This is a genomic window from Ramlibacter henchirensis (genome assembly GCF_004682015.1).
GTDB classification, from domain to species: domain Bacteria; phylum Pseudomonadota; class Gammaproteobacteria; order Burkholderiales; family Burkholderiaceae_C; genus Ramlibacter; species Ramlibacter henchirensis.
In genome coordinates, this window is record NZ_SMLM01000001.1 from 1,030,036 (window position 1) to 1,046,647 (window position 16,612).

The 16,612-nt window shown below is 69.1% G+C and carries 20 protein-coding genes; 15 read left to right on the top strand and 5 right to left on the bottom strand.

All coding sequences use genetic code 11. The features are described 5' to 3' along the window. The first annotated feature begins 2 nt into the window (after positions 1 to 2). The 3 genes from EZ313_RS05080 to EZ313_RS05090 are packed head-to-tail and all read left to right on the top strand — an operon-like array spanning position 3 to position 2,758. Positions 3 to 983: a TRAP transporter substrate-binding protein gene (locus tag EZ313_RS05080; protein ID WP_167772509.1), complete on the top strand. Its 981-nt coding sequence runs from the start codon at positions 3 to 5 to the stop codon at positions 981 to 983. Positions 984 to 994: 11 nt separating this feature from the next. Continuing rightward, on the top strand, positions 995 to 1,459 hold the full coding sequence (locus EZ313_RS05085; protein WP_135262112.1) for a TRAP transporter small permease: 465 nt from the start codon (positions 995 to 997) through the stop codon (positions 1,457 to 1,459). Next, complete coding sequence (locus tag EZ313_RS05090) at positions 1,460 to 2,758, top strand: TRAP transporter large permease (RefSeq protein WP_135262113.1); 1,299 nt, start codon at positions 1,460 to 1,462, stop codon at positions 2,756 to 2,758. A gap of 19 nt (positions 2,759 to 2,777) precedes the next feature. On the opposite strand, the gene EZ313_RS05095 is transcribed toward EZ313_RS05090, so the two are convergent. Next, a complete protein-coding gene (locus EZ313_RS05095) occupies positions 2,778 to 3,167 on the bottom strand; it encodes a hypothetical protein (RefSeq protein ID WP_135262114.1) in 390 nt (129 codons plus the stop codon). An 89-nt stretch (positions 3,168 to 3,256) separates the two neighbouring features. On the opposite strand from EZ313_RS05095, the gene EZ313_RS05100 reads away from it, so the two are divergent. From EZ313_RS05100 to EZ313_RS05125, 6 genes are all read left to right on the top strand, one after another. Continuing rightward, complete coding sequence (locus EZ313_RS05100) at positions 3,257 to 4,033, top strand: class I SAM-dependent methyltransferase (RefSeq protein WP_135262115.1); 777 nt, start codon at positions 3,257 to 3,259, stop codon at positions 4,031 to 4,033. 34 nt (positions 4,034 to 4,067) lie between these two features. Next, positions 4,068 to 4,316, top strand: a complete 249-nt coding sequence (locus EZ313_RS05105; protein ID WP_135262116.1) for a DUF1272 domain-containing protein — start codon at positions 4,068 to 4,070, stop codon at positions 4,314 to 4,316. Between the two features lie 19 nt (positions 4,317 to 4,335). Continuing rightward, positions 4,336 to 4,737: a DUF4345 domain-containing protein gene (locus EZ313_RS05110; protein ID WP_135262117.1), complete on the top strand. Its 402-nt coding sequence runs from the start codon at positions 4,336 to 4,338 to the stop codon at positions 4,735 to 4,737. Between the two features lie 109 nt (positions 4,738 to 4,846). Then, positions 4,847 to 5,311, top strand: coding sequence for a hypothetical protein (locus tag EZ313_RS05115; protein ID WP_135262118.1), 465 nt, complete (start codon positions 4,847 to 4,849; stop codon positions 5,309 to 5,311). Then, positions 5,311 to 5,547 carry a DUF1653 domain-containing protein gene (locus EZ313_RS05120; RefSeq protein ID WP_135262119.1) on the top strand — a complete coding sequence of 79 codons (237 nt, stop codon included), beginning with the start codon at positions 5,311 to 5,313 and terminating at the stop codon, positions 5,545 to 5,547. Before EZ313_RS05115 ends, EZ313_RS05120 begins: the two co-directional genes overlap by 1 nt. Before the next feature lie 17 nt (positions 5,548 to 5,564). Next, complete coding sequence (locus EZ313_RS05125) at positions 5,565 to 5,840, top strand: hypothetical protein (RefSeq protein WP_135262120.1); 276 nt, start codon at positions 5,565 to 5,567, stop codon at positions 5,838 to 5,840. A 37-nt stretch (positions 5,841 to 5,877) separates the two neighbouring features. On the opposite strand, the gene EZ313_RS05130 is transcribed toward EZ313_RS05125, so the two are convergent. Beyond that, positions 5,878 to 6,429 (bottom strand): gamma-glutamylcyclotransferase, encoded by a 552-nt coding sequence (locus EZ313_RS05130; protein ID WP_135263572.1) that lies wholly within the window; start codon positions 6,427 to 6,429, stop codon positions 5,878 to 5,880. Between the two features lie 181 nt (positions 6,430 to 6,610). Between EZ313_RS05130 and edd the strand changes: the two genes are divergently transcribed. Further along, positions 6,611 to 8,452 (top strand): phosphogluconate dehydratase, encoded by a 1,842-nt coding sequence (gene edd / locus EZ313_RS05135; RefSeq protein WP_135262121.1) that lies wholly within the window; start codon positions 6,611 to 6,613, stop codon positions 8,450 to 8,452. Then, the gene (gene eda / locus EZ313_RS05140) at positions 8,443 to 9,087 is read left to right on the top strand and encodes a bifunctional 4-hydroxy-2-oxoglutarate aldolase/2-dehydro-3-deoxy-phosphogluconate aldolase (RefSeq protein ID WP_135262122.1); all 645 of its coding nucleotides are present in this window, start codon (positions 8,443 to 8,445) and stop codon (positions 9,085 to 9,087) included. The genes edd and eda overlap by 10 nt, the downstream gene beginning before the upstream one ends. Here the strand turns inward: eda and EZ313_RS05145 are convergent. From EZ313_RS05145 to EZ313_RS05155, 3 genes are all read right to left on the bottom strand, one after another. After that, positions 9,084 to 11,129 carry a PAS domain-containing hybrid sensor histidine kinase/response regulator gene (locus EZ313_RS05145; protein WP_135262123.1) on the bottom strand — a complete coding sequence of 682 codons (2,046 nt, stop codon included), beginning with the start codon at positions 11,127 to 11,129 and terminating at the stop codon, positions 9,084 to 9,086. The two genes, eda and EZ313_RS05145, sit on opposite strands and share 4 nt — an antisense overlap. After that, positions 11,126 to 11,773 (bottom strand): PAS domain-containing protein, encoded by a 648-nt coding sequence (locus EZ313_RS05150; protein WP_135262124.1) that lies wholly within the window; start codon positions 11,771 to 11,773, stop codon positions 11,126 to 11,128. Before EZ313_RS05150 ends, EZ313_RS05145 begins: the two co-directional genes overlap by 4 nt. Positions 11,774 to 11,840: 67 nt before the next feature. Continuing rightward, the gene (locus tag EZ313_RS05155; RefSeq protein ID WP_135262125.1) at positions 11,841 to 12,728 is read right to left on the bottom strand and encodes a DMT family transporter; all 888 of its coding nucleotides are present in this window, start codon (positions 12,726 to 12,728) and stop codon (positions 11,841 to 11,843) included. A gap of 174 nt (positions 12,729 to 12,902) precedes the next feature. On the opposite strand from EZ313_RS05155, the gene rfbF reads away from it, so the two are divergent. The 4 genes from rfbF to EZ313_RS05175 are packed head-to-tail and all read left to right on the top strand — an operon-like array spanning position 12,903 to position 16,609. After that, entirely contained in the window at positions 12,903 to 13,676 is a 774-nt protein-coding gene (gene rfbF / locus EZ313_RS05160; RefSeq protein WP_135262126.1) for a glucose-1-phosphate cytidylyltransferase, read from the top strand. Positions 13,677 to 13,686: 10 nt separating this feature from the next. Further along, complete coding sequence (rfbC, locus tag EZ313_RS05165) at positions 13,687 to 14,226, top strand: dTDP-4-dehydrorhamnose 3,5-epimerase (protein ID WP_135262127.1); 540 nt, start codon at positions 13,687 to 13,689, stop codon at positions 14,224 to 14,226. Beyond that, the gene (locus EZ313_RS05170) at positions 14,223 to 15,575 is read left to right on the top strand and encodes an NAD(P)H-dependent oxidoreductase (RefSeq protein WP_135262128.1); all 1,353 of its coding nucleotides are present in this window, start codon (positions 14,223 to 14,225) and stop codon (positions 15,573 to 15,575) included. Before rfbC ends, EZ313_RS05170 begins: the two co-directional genes overlap by 4 nt. Then, positions 15,572 to 16,609, top strand: coding sequence for an NAD-dependent epimerase/dehydratase family protein (locus tag EZ313_RS05175; RefSeq protein WP_135262129.1), 1,038 nt, complete (start codon positions 15,572 to 15,574; stop codon positions 16,607 to 16,609). Before EZ313_RS05170 ends, EZ313_RS05175 begins: the two co-directional genes overlap by 4 nt. Positions 16,610 to 16,612: the final 3 nt, after the last annotated feature.

Here is a 16,612-nt window from a genome sequence, read left to right on the forward strand (position 1 = left end):
AGATGATCAAGCTGCTCCGAATCCTCGTGCCCTCCGTCCTGCTGACGGCCTTCGCCCCGGTCAATGCGCAGCAGACGCTGCGCATGGCCTTCGTGGCGCCGCCGCCGGTGTGGGGACCCATCGCCGACCAGTTCGCCAAGGAAGTGGCCGACCGGACCAAGGGTGAGCTCAAGGTGCAGTCGTTCGGCGGCGGCCAGCTCGGCAGCCTGCCCCAGAACTACGCGGGCCTGCGCACCGGCCAGGTCGACATGATGCTGGCCGACACCGGCACGCTGGCGCTCGCCAAGGGCGGCAAGGATTTCAACGCGCTGTTCGCGCCTTACGTCTTCCGCGACAACGCGCACTTCAAGGCCTTCATGAACTCGCCCGCCTTCCGCGAGATGCTCGCGCCGGTCGAGAAGGACGCGGGCTTCAAGTACGTGGGCTATGTGTCCGATCGCGCGCCGCGGCAGCTGACGACGGCCAACCGCAAGGTGCTCAAGCCCGAGGACATGAAGGGCCTGAAGGTCCGCGTGCCGGAGACGCCCACCATCCTCGAGGTGATGAAGGCCTGGGGCGCTTCGCCCACGCCGATCCCCGCCGCCGAGCTCTACCTCGCGATGAAGCAGGGCCTGGTGGACGGGCAGGACAACGGCTTCGATGCGATCGCCGGCGCCAAGTACTACGAGGTGCAGAAGTTCGCCATGCGCCTGGACTACGTGCAGTCCGGGCTGATGGTGCTGATGGCCGCTGACAAGTGGAATCGCCTGACGCCCGCCCAGCAGAAGGCGATGACCGAGGCGGCCGCGGAAACCGAGAAGTGGGCCAGCAAGATGACCTGGGAAACGGCCGACAAGTCCATCAGCGTGCTCAAGGCCAATGGCATGGAGATCGTCGAGCCCGACCTTGCGCCCTTCCGCAAGAGCGCCGAGGAGGTGCTGCGCCGCCTCGACGGGGAGATGTGGTCGAAGGGCACGCTGCAGAAGATCCAGGCGGTGCGCTGAAGCCGGCGCGCATGCTTCGCGTGCTCGACGCGGCGGTGGAGGCGCTGCTCACCGCGCTGCTGATCGTGCTGGTGCTGGTCGGCGGCGCGCAGATCGTCTGGCGCTTCGTGCTGGGCGATCCTCTCTCGTGGGTGATCGAGGCGAGCGTGCTGTTGATGGTGTGGGCCACCATGCTGGCCGGCTACGTCGGCGTCCGCCGCAACGTCCACCTGTCCGCCGACTTCGCGGGCTTCCAGGCCCGCCCCCGCGTGCGCTGGTGGCTGGACCTCGCGAGCCTGCTGCTGTGCATCGTGTTCGTTGTCGTCTACGGCGTGAGCAGCTTCACCGTGATCGATGCGATGGAAGGCATTCCCTTCACCGCCTTGCCGATCGGGCAGCCGGCGCTCTATTGGTCGCTGCCCGCCGGCGCGCTGCTGATGGCGCTTGCGCTCGCCGAGCGCGTGGTGCGACACCTGCGGCAGGGCAGGGGAGCGTAGGTGCAGCAGATCCTGATGTTCGGCCTGCTCATGGCCGTCTTCCTGGCGCTGGCGCTGGCCGGCCTGCCGGTGTTCTTCGCGATGGGGCTCGCCTCGCTCGTGTTCATCCTGTTCACGGGCGGCGCGGTGCCGGTCAACGTGCTGGCCTCGTCCATGGTGCAGGGCATGGACTCGTTCGCCTTCCTCGCGATCCCGTTCTTCTTCCTCGCGGGTGAGCTGATGAACACCGGCGGCATCACGCGGCGCCTGCTGGCGTTCGCGAGTGCGCTGGTGGGGCACATCCGCGGCGGGCTGTCGCATGTCGCCATCCTCGCCAGCATGGTGTTCTCCGGCGTCTCGGGCTCGGCCGTGGCCGACGCTTCGGCGATCGGATCGTCCGTGATCCCGGCCATGAAGGAGCAGGGCTATCCGCCGGCGTACGCGGCGGCGGTCGTCGCCGCCGCATCGACGATGGGGCCGATCATTCCGCCATCGATCGCGTTCGTGGTCTACGCGCTGGTCAGCGAGGTCTCCATCGGCAAGCTGTTCCTGGCGGGCGCCGTCCCAGGGCTGCTGATGGCGGTGTATCTCCTCGCCACGGCTGCGTGGCTGGCGCGCCGCCGCGACTTCCCGTACACCGAGCGCGCCTCGATGCGGCGCCTGCTGGCCGCCGGGCGCGACGCGCTGCCGGCGCTGGCCATGCCCTTCATCATCCTGGGCGGCATCGTCGGCGGCGTCACCACCCCCACCGAGGCCGGCGTGGCCGCCGTGCTGTACGCGATCCTGGTCGGCCTGTTCCTCTATCGCGAACTCGACTGGCGCGGCATCCTGAAGATCACGCGCGAGTCGATGATCAGCTCCGGGATGATCCTGCTGACGATCGCGGCTTCGGGCATCTTCTCGTGGCTGGTCGCCAACCTTGCCATCGGCGACACGCTGGCCAAGACGCTGCTGGCCCTGACCGACAGCCGCTGGATCATGCTGGTGCTGATCAACATCGCGCTGCTGCTGTGGGGTCTGGCGCTGGAGCCGGCCGTCGCGCTCGTCACGCTCGTGCCGGTGCTGGTACCGCTGGCCAATGCCTACCAGATCGACCTGGTCCACCTCGGCGTGATCGTGGTTCTCAACCTGATGATCGGCCAGCTGACGCCGCCATCGGGGGTGATCACGTTCCTCACGGCGCAGATCGCGGGGGCGCCCTTGCACCAGGTGTTTCGCGAGGCGCTTCCGTTCACGCTCGCGCTCATCGGCGTGCTGCTGCTGGTGACCTTCCTGCCCGGGCTGGCGCTCTGGCTGCCGGGCGTGCTGATCCGGGGTTGACAGGCCGCCGGCTCGTGGTCTAGCTCGCGAGCCAGGCCTCGGCTTCCACCAGGCTCGTGAAGGCCTTCAGGTTGAGTCCATGCTTCTGGGCCGAGCGCTCGCTGATGGCCCGGTATTCACGCGGGTCGACCACGGCCGCCACTTTTTCGATGTCGCTGAGCGCGTGGGCGGTGTGCTCGCCCAGGCGAAGGTGCTCGGTGAAACTCAGCTCCGGCCGCACGGCCAGCAGGTCGAGGACCACCTTGCGGTCACCGCACATGCGGGCCACCGTCGACACGAGGTCCACGAGGCCGCACACGTCGCACAGCCGCGCGGTGCCCGTCGCGACGACGAGCAGATGAGCAGTACCGTGGGTGATGCCGACAGTGAACATGGCGGGCAAGTTGCGGCTGAGTTCGTGGGCCTTCACCCGCCATTCTGGGGCAGAGTGCGCCGGCGCTCATTGGGGCCGCCACCGAGCTTTGCGCTCCAGCACGATAACGCTGATGATCGTTCGTGATGAAGCAGCTGAACGCGGCGACGTGGCTCGATCCGGGGATGGTGGCCTGCTATGCGGGCGATACCGGACTGCAGGGCGCGGAGGCGCGGATTCTGTCGGAGCTGCGGCCACGCATGGGCGCCTGGTCCATGCTCGACGTCGGTGTCGGAGGCGGCCGCACGACGCGGCACTTCGCGCCGGCCGTGGCGGACTACGTTGGCGTGGACATCTCGCCCTCGATGGTGGAGCACTGCCGGCGCGAGTTCGGCTCGGGACATTGCCGCTTCGAGGTCACCGACGTGCGCGAGCTGTCCGCGCTCGGCAAGCGCCGATTCGACCTCGTCCTGTTCAGCTACAACGGCCTCGACTACCTGACCCATGAAGACCGCCTGCGCGCCCTGGAGCAGATCCACGAGGCGTGCCGGCCGGGCGGCTACTTCTGCTTCTCGACGCACAACATCGAGGCCCTTCCACACCTGATGCGCTTGCGGGCCCAGTACACCCGCGATCCCGAGTGGCTGTGGCGCAACCTCGGCAACTGGTTTCGATGGCGGCTTCGGCATGCGCGGCACGTCGCGCGAGTGGCCGCGCAACGGCGAGAGTGGGCCATCGTCAACGACGGCGCCCACGAGTGCCGGCTGGAGACCTACTACGTCCGCCCCGCGGCCCAGCTCGCCCAGCTCGAGCCGGCGTTCGGCGGCACCCGCGTGTTCTCGGTCGACGGCCAGGAACTCGCGCGCGAGGATCTCGAGAGCACCGACGGCGACTGGCTGTATTTCCTCTGCCAGGCTCGGTGAAACGGCTGGACACCATCAGGAAAGGAGACGAGCCATGCTGCAGATGAGACCGGGCTGCGAATGTTGCGACAAGGACCTGCCGGCCCACGAGGCCGGTGCCCGCATCTGTTCCTACAAATGCACCTTCTGCGAGACATGCGCCACGAGCGTCCTGGGTGGCAAATGTCCGAACTGCGGTGGCGAGCTCGTTGCGCGGCCTACTCGTTCGCTGGCGAGGCTCGCGAAGCATCCCGCTTCCACGGAACGTGTCTACAAGCCGGGTGGCTGCGTGCAGTCGGCGTAGTGGCCATCGGGAGACGCGCATGTCGACCTCGCTTCCAATGCCCGCCAGCCAGCGCGTCGTCCAGGTCTGCCTGTTCGTCATCGCTTTGATCGGCATCGTCGGCGGCTCCCTGCAGATGTACCTGGGCCAGCCCGAAACCTCGCCGAGGCTGGACAACGTCCATCGCTTCATGGCGGGCGTGTACCTCGGCACCGGGATCATCTGCCTCTGGGCAGCGATCACCGTGCGCAACCAGGGCACGCTGGTCTACCTGCTGGCGCTCGGCATCTTCCTGGCGGGGCTGGGGCGCCTGGTGTCCATCAGCCAGGTCGGCCTGCCGGAGCCCGCGGCGCTCTGGCTCGGATACCTGACGCCCGAACTGCTGGTCCCCATCGTCATGGCCTTCGCGCATCGGGCGAGTCGCGCGCATGTGAGGGCCTAGGCGCCGGGGAGGCTTTGTTGTGCGGGCCGGACGTTCGGCTCGAACCTCGTTGTTCCTTGCCGATGAGGATGGCAGACTCGCAAGCGCAGCCATGCCAAACCAGCCAGCCATGAGCACGGACGCCGAAATCCTCGCCGCGATCGATGCCGCCTTTGGCGCGGCGCCGCGGCCCGAGCATTTCACGAACCACACGCACTGCTGCGAGTGCGCGGAGCACGACGACGTGCTGCGATCCAGGACGCGCGAGACACTGCAGCACGCGGACGTCGGCAATCCCGGCTGGGATCCGATCTGTTTCACTTCGGCCGAAGGTTTCGCGTACTACTTTCCGGCATTGGCCCGGCTCGCGCTGGCGGAGCCCTCACGGGAGCACGGCTGGTACGCGGATCAATTGCTTTTTCACCTGTCTTCCGGGTTCAAAGAGAACACCTACTATCTTCATTGCGACGCGGACCGAAGAGCGGCCGTGGCTCGCTTGCTCGGCCACTTGATCCAGACCCGCACCGCGCTGATCGAAGACTACGCTGCGGCGGACGAATTCCTGCGGTGCCATGAACTGTGGGGTGAAGCGTGATGCTCCCTCTTCCGCCCACTCCCATCGGCCGCTATCGCCACTACAAGGGCGGCGAGTACGAGGTCCTCGGCGTGGCGCGCCACAGCGAGACGGAGGAGCCGCTGGTGGTGTACCGGCCGCTCTACAACGATTCGGGGCTCTGGGTCCGTCCGCATGCCATGTTCTTCGGCGACGTGGAGGTCGATGGAAGAAGGCAGCCCCGGTTCGTTCTGATCGCGGAAACAAGCAACCCCTGATTGAGGTCACTACAACAATGTCCAAGTCCCGTCTCGTCCCGATCCTCTCAATCGCCGCGCTCCTCGCCCTGTCCGTGGCGTTCAATCCGTCGCCCGACCGCCACCGCATCAAGATCAAGGAGTCGCTGGCCGACCGCAGCGCGCTGGCACGCGTGCTGTCCCTCGGTTCGCTGGCGGCGCTGGCCTCGAACTACCACTCGCTCGGCGTGGCGTCGTACACCAAGGTGGGCGACCGGCTGCTGTCGGTCGGGTTCATGGGTTTCGTCTACGTCCCGGACCAGACGAAGTCCTGACGAAGGCCGGCGGGCGGTCCCGCCTGCCGACGTCTGGTCACTGCTCTCGCGCCAGCTTCAGCAGCCGCTCCAGGTGGCGATCGTGGATGTTGTGCCGCCGCAGTTCCTCCAGCGTCTTCTCGCAATACTCCAGCGTCGTCCCGTACCGCCCGCAGGCCTCGGTGAAGATGCGCCGGTACTGGTCCTCGGTGAGCACGCCGGTGTGGTTGGGGCTCTTGCGTGAGAGGGTGAAGGCCAGCGCCTTCACTCCGCCTTGCGGCGTGTGGCACGTCAGCCAGCGCGGGTCGTAGACGCCGGTGGGCATCTCGCGCCCCCACAGCTGCATCAAGACTTCCTGGCCGACCGCCTTCTGGATTCGGAACACCACGCCTTGGCAACTGCCGCCGCTGAGCAGGCCGAACACCAGCCCGGGACATTCGGGCGTGCCGCGGTTGACGCGGCTCCACATCTTCAGCGCGCGGTGCCAGCCCTGCACGCGCGCGGGGCGGCGCTCGGCGTAGTCGAAGTCGGGTTTCCAGATGAGCGAACCGTAGCCGAAGATCCAGAAGTCCTCGTGCCCGCCCCATTCGGCCAGCACCTTGTGCAGCATCGGCAGCGGATCGCGCACCGGCGTCAGGCCGTGCCATGTCGGCGAATTCGCGGGAAGCGGGGCCATGCGGCTCATGGGCTGCAACTGTACGGGCTCGTAACCTGTCCGTCACCAGCGGTGAGTCGGCAGACGCCTTGCAGGTAGGATGCCCGTTGCCTTTTTGCCTGCTTCCCGATTCCCCATGCAACTCAACTCCGTGGTGGCCCGGGTCACCGAACGAATCCGCGAGCGCAGTGCGGAAACCCGCACCGCCTACCTGCGCCGTGTCGACGAGATGGCGGCGCGCGACCGCGGCAGCGACCGGCTCGGCTGCGCCAACGTCGCCCATGCCTTCGCCGCGCTGCCGTCCAACGAGAAGCTCAAGGTGGTGGTCGAGCGGGCGCCCAACATCGGCATCGTCACGGCCTACAACGACATGCTGTCGGCGCATGCGCCCTACGCACGCTTCCCCGACATCCTCAAGGACGAGGCGCGGCGGCTGGGCGTGACGGCCCAGGTCGCCGGTGGGGTGCCGGCCATGTGCGACGGCGTGACACAGGGTACGCCGGCGATGGACCTGTCGCTGTTCTCGCGCGACGTGATCGCGATGGCCACGGCGGTTTCGCTGAGCCATGACGTGTTCGACGCCGCGCTGATGCTGGGCATCTGCGACAAGATCGTGCCCGGCCTGTTGATCGGCGCGCTGCATTTCGGCCACCTGCCCACCGTGTTCGTGCCCGGCGGGCCGATGACCAGCGGGCTCTCCAATTCCGAGAAGGCCAAGGTGCGCGAGCTCGCGGCGCAGGGCCAGGTCGGCCGCGAGGAGCTGCTCGAAGCCGAGCAGAAGGCCTACCACTCGCCCGGCACCTGCACCTTCTACGGCACGGCCAACAGCAACCAGATGCTGATGGAGGCGATGGGCCTGCACGTGCCCGGCGCCGCGTTCGTGAACCCGGGCAACGAGCTGCGCGAGGAGCTCACGCGCGAGGCGGTGCGCACGGTGGTGGGCATCGTCAAGGCCCGGCGCTTCACGCCGATCGGCCACCAGGTCGACGAGCGCTGCATCGTCAACGCGATGGCGGCGCTGCTGGCCACCGGCGGCTCCACCAATCACCTGATCCATTGGGTGGCCGTGGCGCGCTCGGCCGGCATCCGCATCGACTGGAACGATTTCTCCGAGCTGTCCTCGGTGGTGCCGCTGCTGGCGCGGGTCTATCCCAACGGCCAGGCCGACGTGAACGCGTTCCAGGCCGCGGGCGGACCGGGTTTCGTGATCCGCGAGCTGCTCGACGCCGGGCTGATGCATGAAGACGTGCTCACCGTGCGGGAGGGCGGCCTGCGCGAGTACACCCGTTGGCCGGGTGGCGCGGGCGGCCGCCTCTCCTGGCAGGACATCGGCCCCTCGCGCGACACCTCGGTGGTGCGCCCCGCCGGCGAGCCGTTCAGCCCCACGGGCGGTCTCAAGCTGCTCACCGGCAACCTGGGCCGCAGCGTGATCAAGGTGTCGTCCGTGCCGCAGGACCGCCATGTGATCGAGGCGCCCGCGCGGATCTTCGACACGCAGGAGGCGCTGCAGAAGGCCTTCCAGTCCGGGGAGCTGGAGCAGGCCTGCCGCGCCAGCGACGCCAACGGGCTGGTCTGCGTCGTGCGCTGGCAGGGGCCGCAGGCCAACGGCATGCCCGAGCTGCACAAGCTCACGCCGCCGCTGGCGGTGCTGCAGGGCAAGGGGCTGCGAGTCGCGCTGGTCACCGATGGCCGCATGAGCGGCGCTTCGGGCAAGGTGCCCGCGGCCATCCACGTGTCGCCCGAAGCCGCCGCGGGCGGGCCGCTGGCGCTGCTGCGCGACGGCGACCGGGTGCGGCTCGACGCGGTCGAAGGCAGGCTGCAGGCGCTGGTGCCGCACGAGGAATGGATGCGCCGCGAGCCCGCTCGATTGCAGGCATCGCAGCGCGAGGAGAACGGCGTCAAGCTGGGGCGCGAACTGTTCGGGGCGATGCGGCGCAACGCAACGGAAGCAGAAGAGGGGGCCTGCACATGGCTGTGAAGAAGGGCGGCGCGCTCACGCCCCTGGAAGTGATGGACGACGCGGCGGTGATCCCGGTGATCGTGCTGGACGACGTGGCGCAGGCCGTGCCGCTGGCACGCGCGCTGGTCGAGGGCGGCATCCGCATGCTGGAGGTGACGCTGCGCACGCCGGCCGCCCTGCGCTGCATCGAAGCGATCGCCGAGCAGGTGCCCGGCGCCGTGGCGGGCGCGGGCACGGTGCGATCGGAAGAGGATGCACGCGCGGCCGCCGCGGCAGGCGCCCGCTTCGCGGTGAGTCCCGGCTACACCCCGCTGATCGGCGCGGCCTGCCGCCAGGCCGGGCTGCCGCTGCTGCCGGGCGTGTCGACCGGCAGCGAGATCCTGCTCGCGCAGCAGGACGGATGGAACGAATTGAAGTTCTTCCCGGCCGTGCCCGCCGGCGGCACGGCGATGCTCAAGGCTTTCGCCGGTCCTTTCCCCGACGTGCGCTTCTGCCCGACGGGCGGTGTCACGGCGGCGAACGCGCGCGAGTTCCTCGGATTGCCCAACGTGGTGTGCGTCGGCGGATCGTGGCTGACGCCCGCGGATGCGGTGAAGGCGGGCGACTGGGGCCGGATCACGAAGCTGGCGCGCGAGGCGGTCGCGTTGCGCTAGGCCGCGGCCCGCTTCGCCATCACTTCCTCTATCGTGGTGACCAGCACGTCGGGCACCACCGGCTTGACCAGGTGCCCGTCGAAGCCGGCCTGCGTCGCGCGCGCCACGTCCGCCGTCTGGCCCCAGCCGGACAGCGCCAGCAGGGCCATGCCGCGGCCCCATTCGCTTGCACGCAAGGCGCGGCAGGTGCCAAAGCCGTCCAGCCGAGGCATGCCGAGGTCGAGCACCGCCACGTCGGGCCGCAACGCTTCGGCCTGGGCCAGTCCTTCGACGCCGTCGTAAGCCGTGGCGACGTCGTAGCCCAGCAATCCCAGCACCTCGGCCAGCGTGTCGGCCGCGTCGCGGTTGTCGTCGACGACCAGCACCCGGCGGCGCGGCGGCTGCTCCAGTGCCCGCTTCGCGTTGCTCGCTGGCGGCTGCGCCGGCTGGGTTTCCAGCGGGAGCCGCACCACGAACTCGCTGCCTTGCCCGAGCCCGGCGCTGTGCGCCTCGACCGAACCGCCGTGCAGCTCGGCCAGCCGCTGCACGAGCGACAGGCCGATGCCCAGTCCGCCGCCGGCGCGTTCGGACTCGGCGCCGCCTTGGTAGAACATCTCGAACACGCGCTGCAGCTGGTCCGCCGTAATGCCCACGCCGTGGTCGCGGACGCGGATCACCGCCTGCCCGCCTTCGCGCTCAACGGACAACCGGATCGGCCGCCGCTCCGCCGAATACCGCGCCGCGTTGGTCAGCAGGTTGAGCACCACCTGCACCAGCCGCACGTCGTCGCCCACCAGGTGCACGGGCTCGTCGGGCAGTTGCAGCTCCAGCGGATGCCGGCCCATCTGCAGCGCGGCCTGCGCGTTCTCGACGGCGGCATGCACCACGTCCTGCAGCGTCACCGGCGCGCGCCGCAGCTCGAGCTTGCCGCGGCTGATGCGGCTGACGTCCATCAAGTCGTCGATCATCCGCGCAAGGTGCGAGACCTGGCGGCCGATGATGTCCGTGTGCCGCTGCTGCATCGGGTCGAGCGGTGCCGTGAGCCGCAGCAGCTCGGCGGAGCTGCGGATCGGCGCGAGCGGGTTGCGCAGCTCGTGCGCGAGCGTGGCTAGGAATTCATCCTTGCGGCGATCCGCTTCCATGAGCGCGGCCTCGGCCTGCTTGCGGTCGGTGATGTCACGTTGCGTGCCCCAGGCGCGCACCAGGCGCCCGTCCTCCACCACCCCCGACAGGCTGTTGGCGAACCAGAGCGGCCGGCCCTCGCTGTCGTGCTCGGCCGACTCGACGTCGTCGGCGCGGTAGCCGCCCTCGACCAGGGCACGCAGGTAGGCCTGCACATTCGGATCGGCCTCGTCCATGAACAACTCCAGCCCGTGGCCGACCACGTCGGCGGGCGAGGAGAGGCCGTACATCCGGGCGAAGACCTCGTTGCATTCCGCGAAGCGGCCGGTGCGCATCACGGCGCGCACTTGGTCTTCGACGGGAAGCGATGTGTCGACCGGCGGCTGGAATTCCATGCGCCAGATGCCCTCGGTGCTGTTGGCCACGAAGGCGCGGTAGCGCTCCTCGCTCTCGTGCAGCCGCCGCTCGCGCTGCACGCGGTCGCTGACGTCCTGGAAAAGGATGGCGACGTGGCGCTCGTGCGGTTCGCCGATGGGCGAGGCGAACACGTCGAACCAGCGGCCCATCGCCTGCGACCCCATGCTGAAGCGCTGCGGCTGCGCGGTCAGCGCCACCTGCCCGTAGGTTTCAATCCAGAACGGCTCCAGGTTCGGCAGCAGCTCGCGTGCGGTGCGCCCCAACGGATCGCGCAGGCCGGTCTGGCGCTCGAAGACGGCGTTGGTTTCGATGAATCGGTAGTCGGCCGGGCGCCCCTGTTCGTCCAGCAGGATCTCGGCCACGCAGAAGCCCTGGTCGATCGATTCGAGCAGCCGCCGGTAGCGCTCGCCAGCGCGGCGCAGCTCGTCTTCGGCCATGCGCCGGTCGTGGATGTCCGTCACCGACCCGGCCATGCCGAGGAACTCGCGCCGGGGGCCGAACCGGGGGTGCCCGGAGTCGATCACCCAGCGCCACGACCGTCGCGGTGGCGGATGCGGTGTTCGCACCTGAAATCGGTCTGCGCGGCATTGGCCGAGCGGAACGCCGCCCCGGTCATCGGACGGTCGTCCGGGTGCACCATCTCCAGCCAGCCGAATCCGAGCCCCGCCGTCTCGGGCTGTCCGGTGAACTGCGTCCAGGCCAGCGACAGGAAGCTGCAGACGCCGTCCGGCTCGGTGACCCACAGCATGGCGGGCGCGGCATCGGCGAACTCGCGCAGCCGCTGCTGGGCCGTGACCTGGGCCGTGATGTCCAGCGTGATGCCGTCGAAACGGGTCGGTTCGCCGCTCTCGTCCGTGCTCACCCGGCCGACGGCGTGGATCCACTTGTGGCTGCCGTCGGGGCCGATCGTGCGGTAGACCTCGTCGAACTGATGCCGCTGCTGGACCGCGCGATCGATCGAGACCCGCACGCGCTCGCGGTCCTCCTCATGCAGCCGCTCGTAGAACAGCTCCAGCGTCGGCCGCGCATCCGGCGGCAGGTGGAAGTGAGCCTTGGTGTTGTCGTTCCAGACCAGGTCGCCCAGCGGCAGCGGGTTGAGCCAGACGCCTACCCCGGAAGTGCGCACGGCGGCGTCCATGCGCTCGAGTTCGAAAGGCGGCTTGGTCATGGGGCAGGATTCCGGGAATGCGATGGGGTTGCGCAGGCGCTGCACGCCTCTTCAGCGCGCAGCGGGCTTATCTCGGCGGCCGCCGCAACAAGGCCAACGGGTTGAACCCGGTCACCAGCGCGCACGCCACCAGCACCAGCAGCACGCCGGGTGCCATGCCCGCAGTGAACGGTTCACCCAGGAACAGGCCGCCCCAGGTGACGCCGAACATCGGGATCATGAACGCAGACGATGTGGCCGCGCTGGCCGGAATCTCGCGCATCAGCCGCATGCTAATCCAGTACATGAAGCCGGAGGTGAACATCCCCAGCACCGCCAGCGCGACCAGCGCCCGCGGCACCAGCTCGACCTGCGGCGCGGCAGCCGCGGCCGGCAGCAGCAGCACCAGCGCGGCCGCGACATGCACTGCCGCCGAAGCGGGCAGCGGCTGGTGCGCCAATGTCGCGCGCTTCATCAGGATCGCGCCGAAGCCATAGCTGGCCGACGCGGCCACGCACGCCAGCACGGCCATCACCACCCGCGCATCCACTTCCACCGGCCCGAGCCGCACCAGCAGCGCCACGCCCAGCAACCCTGCAGCGCAGCCGGCGAGCTTGCGCACGGTGAGGCGCTCCTCCCCGAACACCGCGCCGGCGAGCACGCCGAACAGCGGTGCGGTGGCATTCAGCACCGCGGAGTAGCCCGCCGGGATCACGAGGGCCACCCAATTGAACAGAAGAAAAGGCGAAACGACGGTGAGCAGCCCCAGCACGGTCATCGCGCGCCAGTGCGCGCGTGCGGGCCACGTCATCCGCATCACGCGCATCAGCAGCGCGAGCACGGCGGCAGCGAGGGCGCAGCGCAGGCAGGCCATCGGCAGCGGGCCGAGGGCCGGACTCGCGATGCGGATGAGGGGGAAGGATGCGCCCCAGACGGCGGAAAGGAAGATGAGCTGGGCGAAGTGGCGCGACTGCATGAACGGGACTCGATTGTGGTGCTTCTGTCCATAGCCCGGACGAGTCAGGGTGCCGACATGACCGATGGCAATTGTCCGACAACGCCTCAGCCGCTCAGACAGCGTAATGGTGCGTATTGCGCCGACAGCGCCGCAAGGGAGGAATTTGATGCGAGCGAAACCTGGGAGGACCGCATGCAGGTCGTGATACTGGCCGGCGGGTACGGCACCCGCATCAGCGAGGAGAGCGCCGTACGGCCCAAGCCGATGGTCGAGATCGGCGGCCGGCCGATCCTGTGGCACATCATGAAGATCTACCTGGCCCACGGGCTGAACGACTTCGTGATCTGCTGCGGCTACAAGGGCCACGTGATCAAGCAGTTCTTCCGGGACTACGCGCTCGACTCCGCGGACGTGCGGTTCGACATGCGCGAGAACACCACGACGCTCCTGCGCACAGCGACGGAGCCCTGGCGCGTGACGCTGGTGGACACGGGCCTCGAGACGATGACCGGCGGACGGCTGCGCCAGGCGGCGCGCTATCTCAACGAGGGCCCGTTCTGCTGCACGTACGGCGACGGCGTCGGCAACGTGGACATCACCGCCTCGATCGAATTCCACAAGGCCCAGGGCACGCTGGCGACCGTGACCGCCGTCCAGCCGCCCGGCCGATTCGGCGCCTTCACGCTGCACACCGGCGACCACCGCGTGCCCAGCTTCCACGAGAAGCCGGGCGGCGACGGCGCCTGGATCAACGGCGGCTTCTTCGTGCTGGACCGCAAGGTGATCGACCTCATCGCGGACGACCAGACGGTCTGGGAGCGCGAGCCGATGGAGCGGCTGGCGACCGAGGGCCAGCTGGCGGCGTTCCGCCACCAGGGCTTCTGGCAGCCGATGGACACGCTGCGCGACAAGCAGACGCTGGAGGCGCTGTGGTCCTCCGGCAAGGCGCCGTGGAAAGTCTGGTAGGAGCAGGCGGATGATCTTCACACCCACCGAGCTGCCGGGGGCCTTCATCATCGACCCCGAGCTGCGCGAGGACGCGCGGGGCTGGTTCACCCGCACCTACTGCGCCCGCGAGTTCGAGGCGCACGGCCTGCCCACCCACATGGTGCAGACCAACACGTCGCTCACGCGCAAGAAGGGCACGCTGCGCGGCATGCACTACCAGAAGGCGCCGCATGCCGAGGACAAGCTCGTGCGTTGCGTGCGCGGCGCCATCTGGGACGCCATCGTCGACCTGCGTCCGCAGTCTCCGACCTACTGCCGCTGGATCGGCGTCGAGCTGTCGCAGGACAACGGCCGCATGCTGCTGGTGCCCAAGGGGTTCGCGCACGGCTTCGTGACGCTTACGGATGACGCGGCCGTGACCTACCAGGTGTCCGAGTACTACACGCCGGCCACCGAGGGCGGCGCGCGCTGGGACGATCCCGCGTTCGGCATCCAATGGCCGGTGCCCGTGCTCGACATGTCCGACAAGGACCGCAACTGGCCCGCGCACGCGAAGGAGGCCCAATGATCCTGGTCGACACCGCATTGCAGCGGCGTGCCGCCGAAGGGCGCCCGGTGCGCATCGGCCTGGTGGGCGCCGGCTTCATGGCGCGCGGCGTGGCGCTCCAGATCACGCTGTCGGTGCCCGGCATGAAGGTGGCCGCGATCGCCAACCGCACGCTGGAAACCGCGCGCCGCGCCTACCGCGAGGCGGGCCTGACCGAGATGCGCACGGTCGAGACGGTGGCCCAGCTCGAGCAGGCCATCGAGGCCGGCGTGCCGGCCGTCACCGACGACCCGCTGCTGCTGTGCCGCGCCGGCGGCATCGACGCCATCGTGGAGGTGACCGGCACCATCGAGCAGGCGGCCCGGGTCGCGCTCGAGGCGATCGAGCACCGCAAGCACGTGGTGCTGATGAACGCCGAGGTCGACGGCACCGTCGGCCCCATCCTCAAGACCTACGCCGACCGCGCCGGTGTGGTGCTCACCAGCGCCGACGGCGACCAGCCCGGCGTGATGATGAACCTGTACCGCTTCGTGCGCGGCATCGGCGTCAAGCCCGTGCTGTGCGGAAACATCAAGGGACTGCACGACCCGTACCGCAACCCGACCACGCAGGAAGGGTTCGCGAAGCAGTGGGGGCAGAACCCGGCCATGGTGACCTCGTTCGCGGACGGCACCAAGATCTCGTTCGAGAACGCCATCGTCGCCAACGGCACCGGCATGGGCGTCGGCAAGCGCGGCATGTTCGGGCCCACGGTCCCGGCCGGCACGCCCATCCAGCAGGTCGGCGAGCTGTACCCGCTGCAAGCGCTGCTGGAAGGCCCCGGCATCGTCGACTACGTGGTGGGCGCGATGCCCGGGCCGGGCGTCTACGTGCTGGGCACGCACGACCATCCGCAGCAGCGCCACTACCTCAACCTCTACAAGCTGGGCGCCGGCCCGCTGTACTGCTTCTACACGCCCTACCACCTGTGCCACTTCGAGGTGCCGAACACGGTCGCGCGTGCGGTGCTGTTCGGCGATGCCGCGCTCTCCCCGCTGGCGGGACCGCTCGTGGAGGTGGTCGCCGCCGCCAAGAAGGACCTGCGCGCCGGCGAGACGATCGACGGCCTGGGTGGCTACATGACGTACGGGCTGGCCGAGAACTCCAGCACGGCACGTGCCGAGGACCTGCTGCCCATCGGCCTGGCCGAAGGCTGCCGGCTGCGGCGCGACGTGGCAAAGGACGCAGTACTCACGTTCGCCGACGTGGAACTGCCGCCGGGGCGGCTGTGCGACCGGCTTTGGCGCGAGCAGCTGGAGCATTTCGGCGGCGCCGCGCCGCGGGGCAATGAACCCCAACACCAAACTCAATCGCAAAGGGAGATCGCATGAAGCTGCTCGTCACGGGCGTCGAGGGTTACATCGGGTGCCTGCTGGCCCCATTCCTGCAGGCGCGGGGCCATGAACTGGTCGGCCTGGACACCGGTTACTACCGGGATGGCTGGCTGTTCAGCGACCGCTCGCTGGTGCCGGGCTTCCCGCGCACGGTCAACCGCGACATCCGGCACATCGAGGCCGAGGACCTGCAGGGCGTCGACGCCGTGGTCCACCTCGCCGAGCTGTCGAACGACCCGCTGGGCGAGAACGATCCCGACCTCACGCACCAGATCAACCACCGCGCGTCGGTGCGGCTGGCGCAGCTGGCGCGCGATGCGGGCGTCAAGCGCTTCGTCTACACCTCCTCGTGCAGCGTGTACGGCGTGGCCGACGGCGCGGAGCCGATGACCGAGCGTTCGCCGACCAATCCGCAGACGGCGTACGCGGTGTGCAAGACGCTGGTCGAGCGCGACGTGTCGCAACTGGCGGCCGCCAACTTCTCGCCCACCTTCCTGCGCAACGCCACCGCGTACGGTGCGTCGCCGCGGATGCGGTTCGACATCGTGCTGAACAACCTGTGCGGCATCGCGGCCACCACCGGCAGGATCGTCATGACGAGCGACGGCACGCCGTGGCGCCCGCTGGTGCACGTGCTGGACATCTGCGAGGCGATCGCCTGCGCGCTGGAGGCGCCGCGCGACGCCGTGCACAACGAGGTGTTCAACGTCGGCCACGACGAGGACAACTACCAGGTGCGCGAGATCGCCCAGATCGTGGCCGGCGCGTACCCGGGCTGCGAGGTCTCCTTCGGCCCGGCCGGCGGCGACAACCGCAGCTACCGCGTGAGCTTCGCCAAGATCCATGGCCAGCTGCCGGGCTTCCGCTGCACCTGGGATGCGCGCAAGGGTGCGGCCCAGCTGCGCCGGGTGTTCGACCGCATCGGCCTGGATGCGGAACTGTTCCAGTCGCGGCCGTTCACGCGGCTCAAACAACTGAAATACCTGACCAGCACGGGGCAGCTCGATCCCCAGCTGTTCTGGACCTGCTGATCG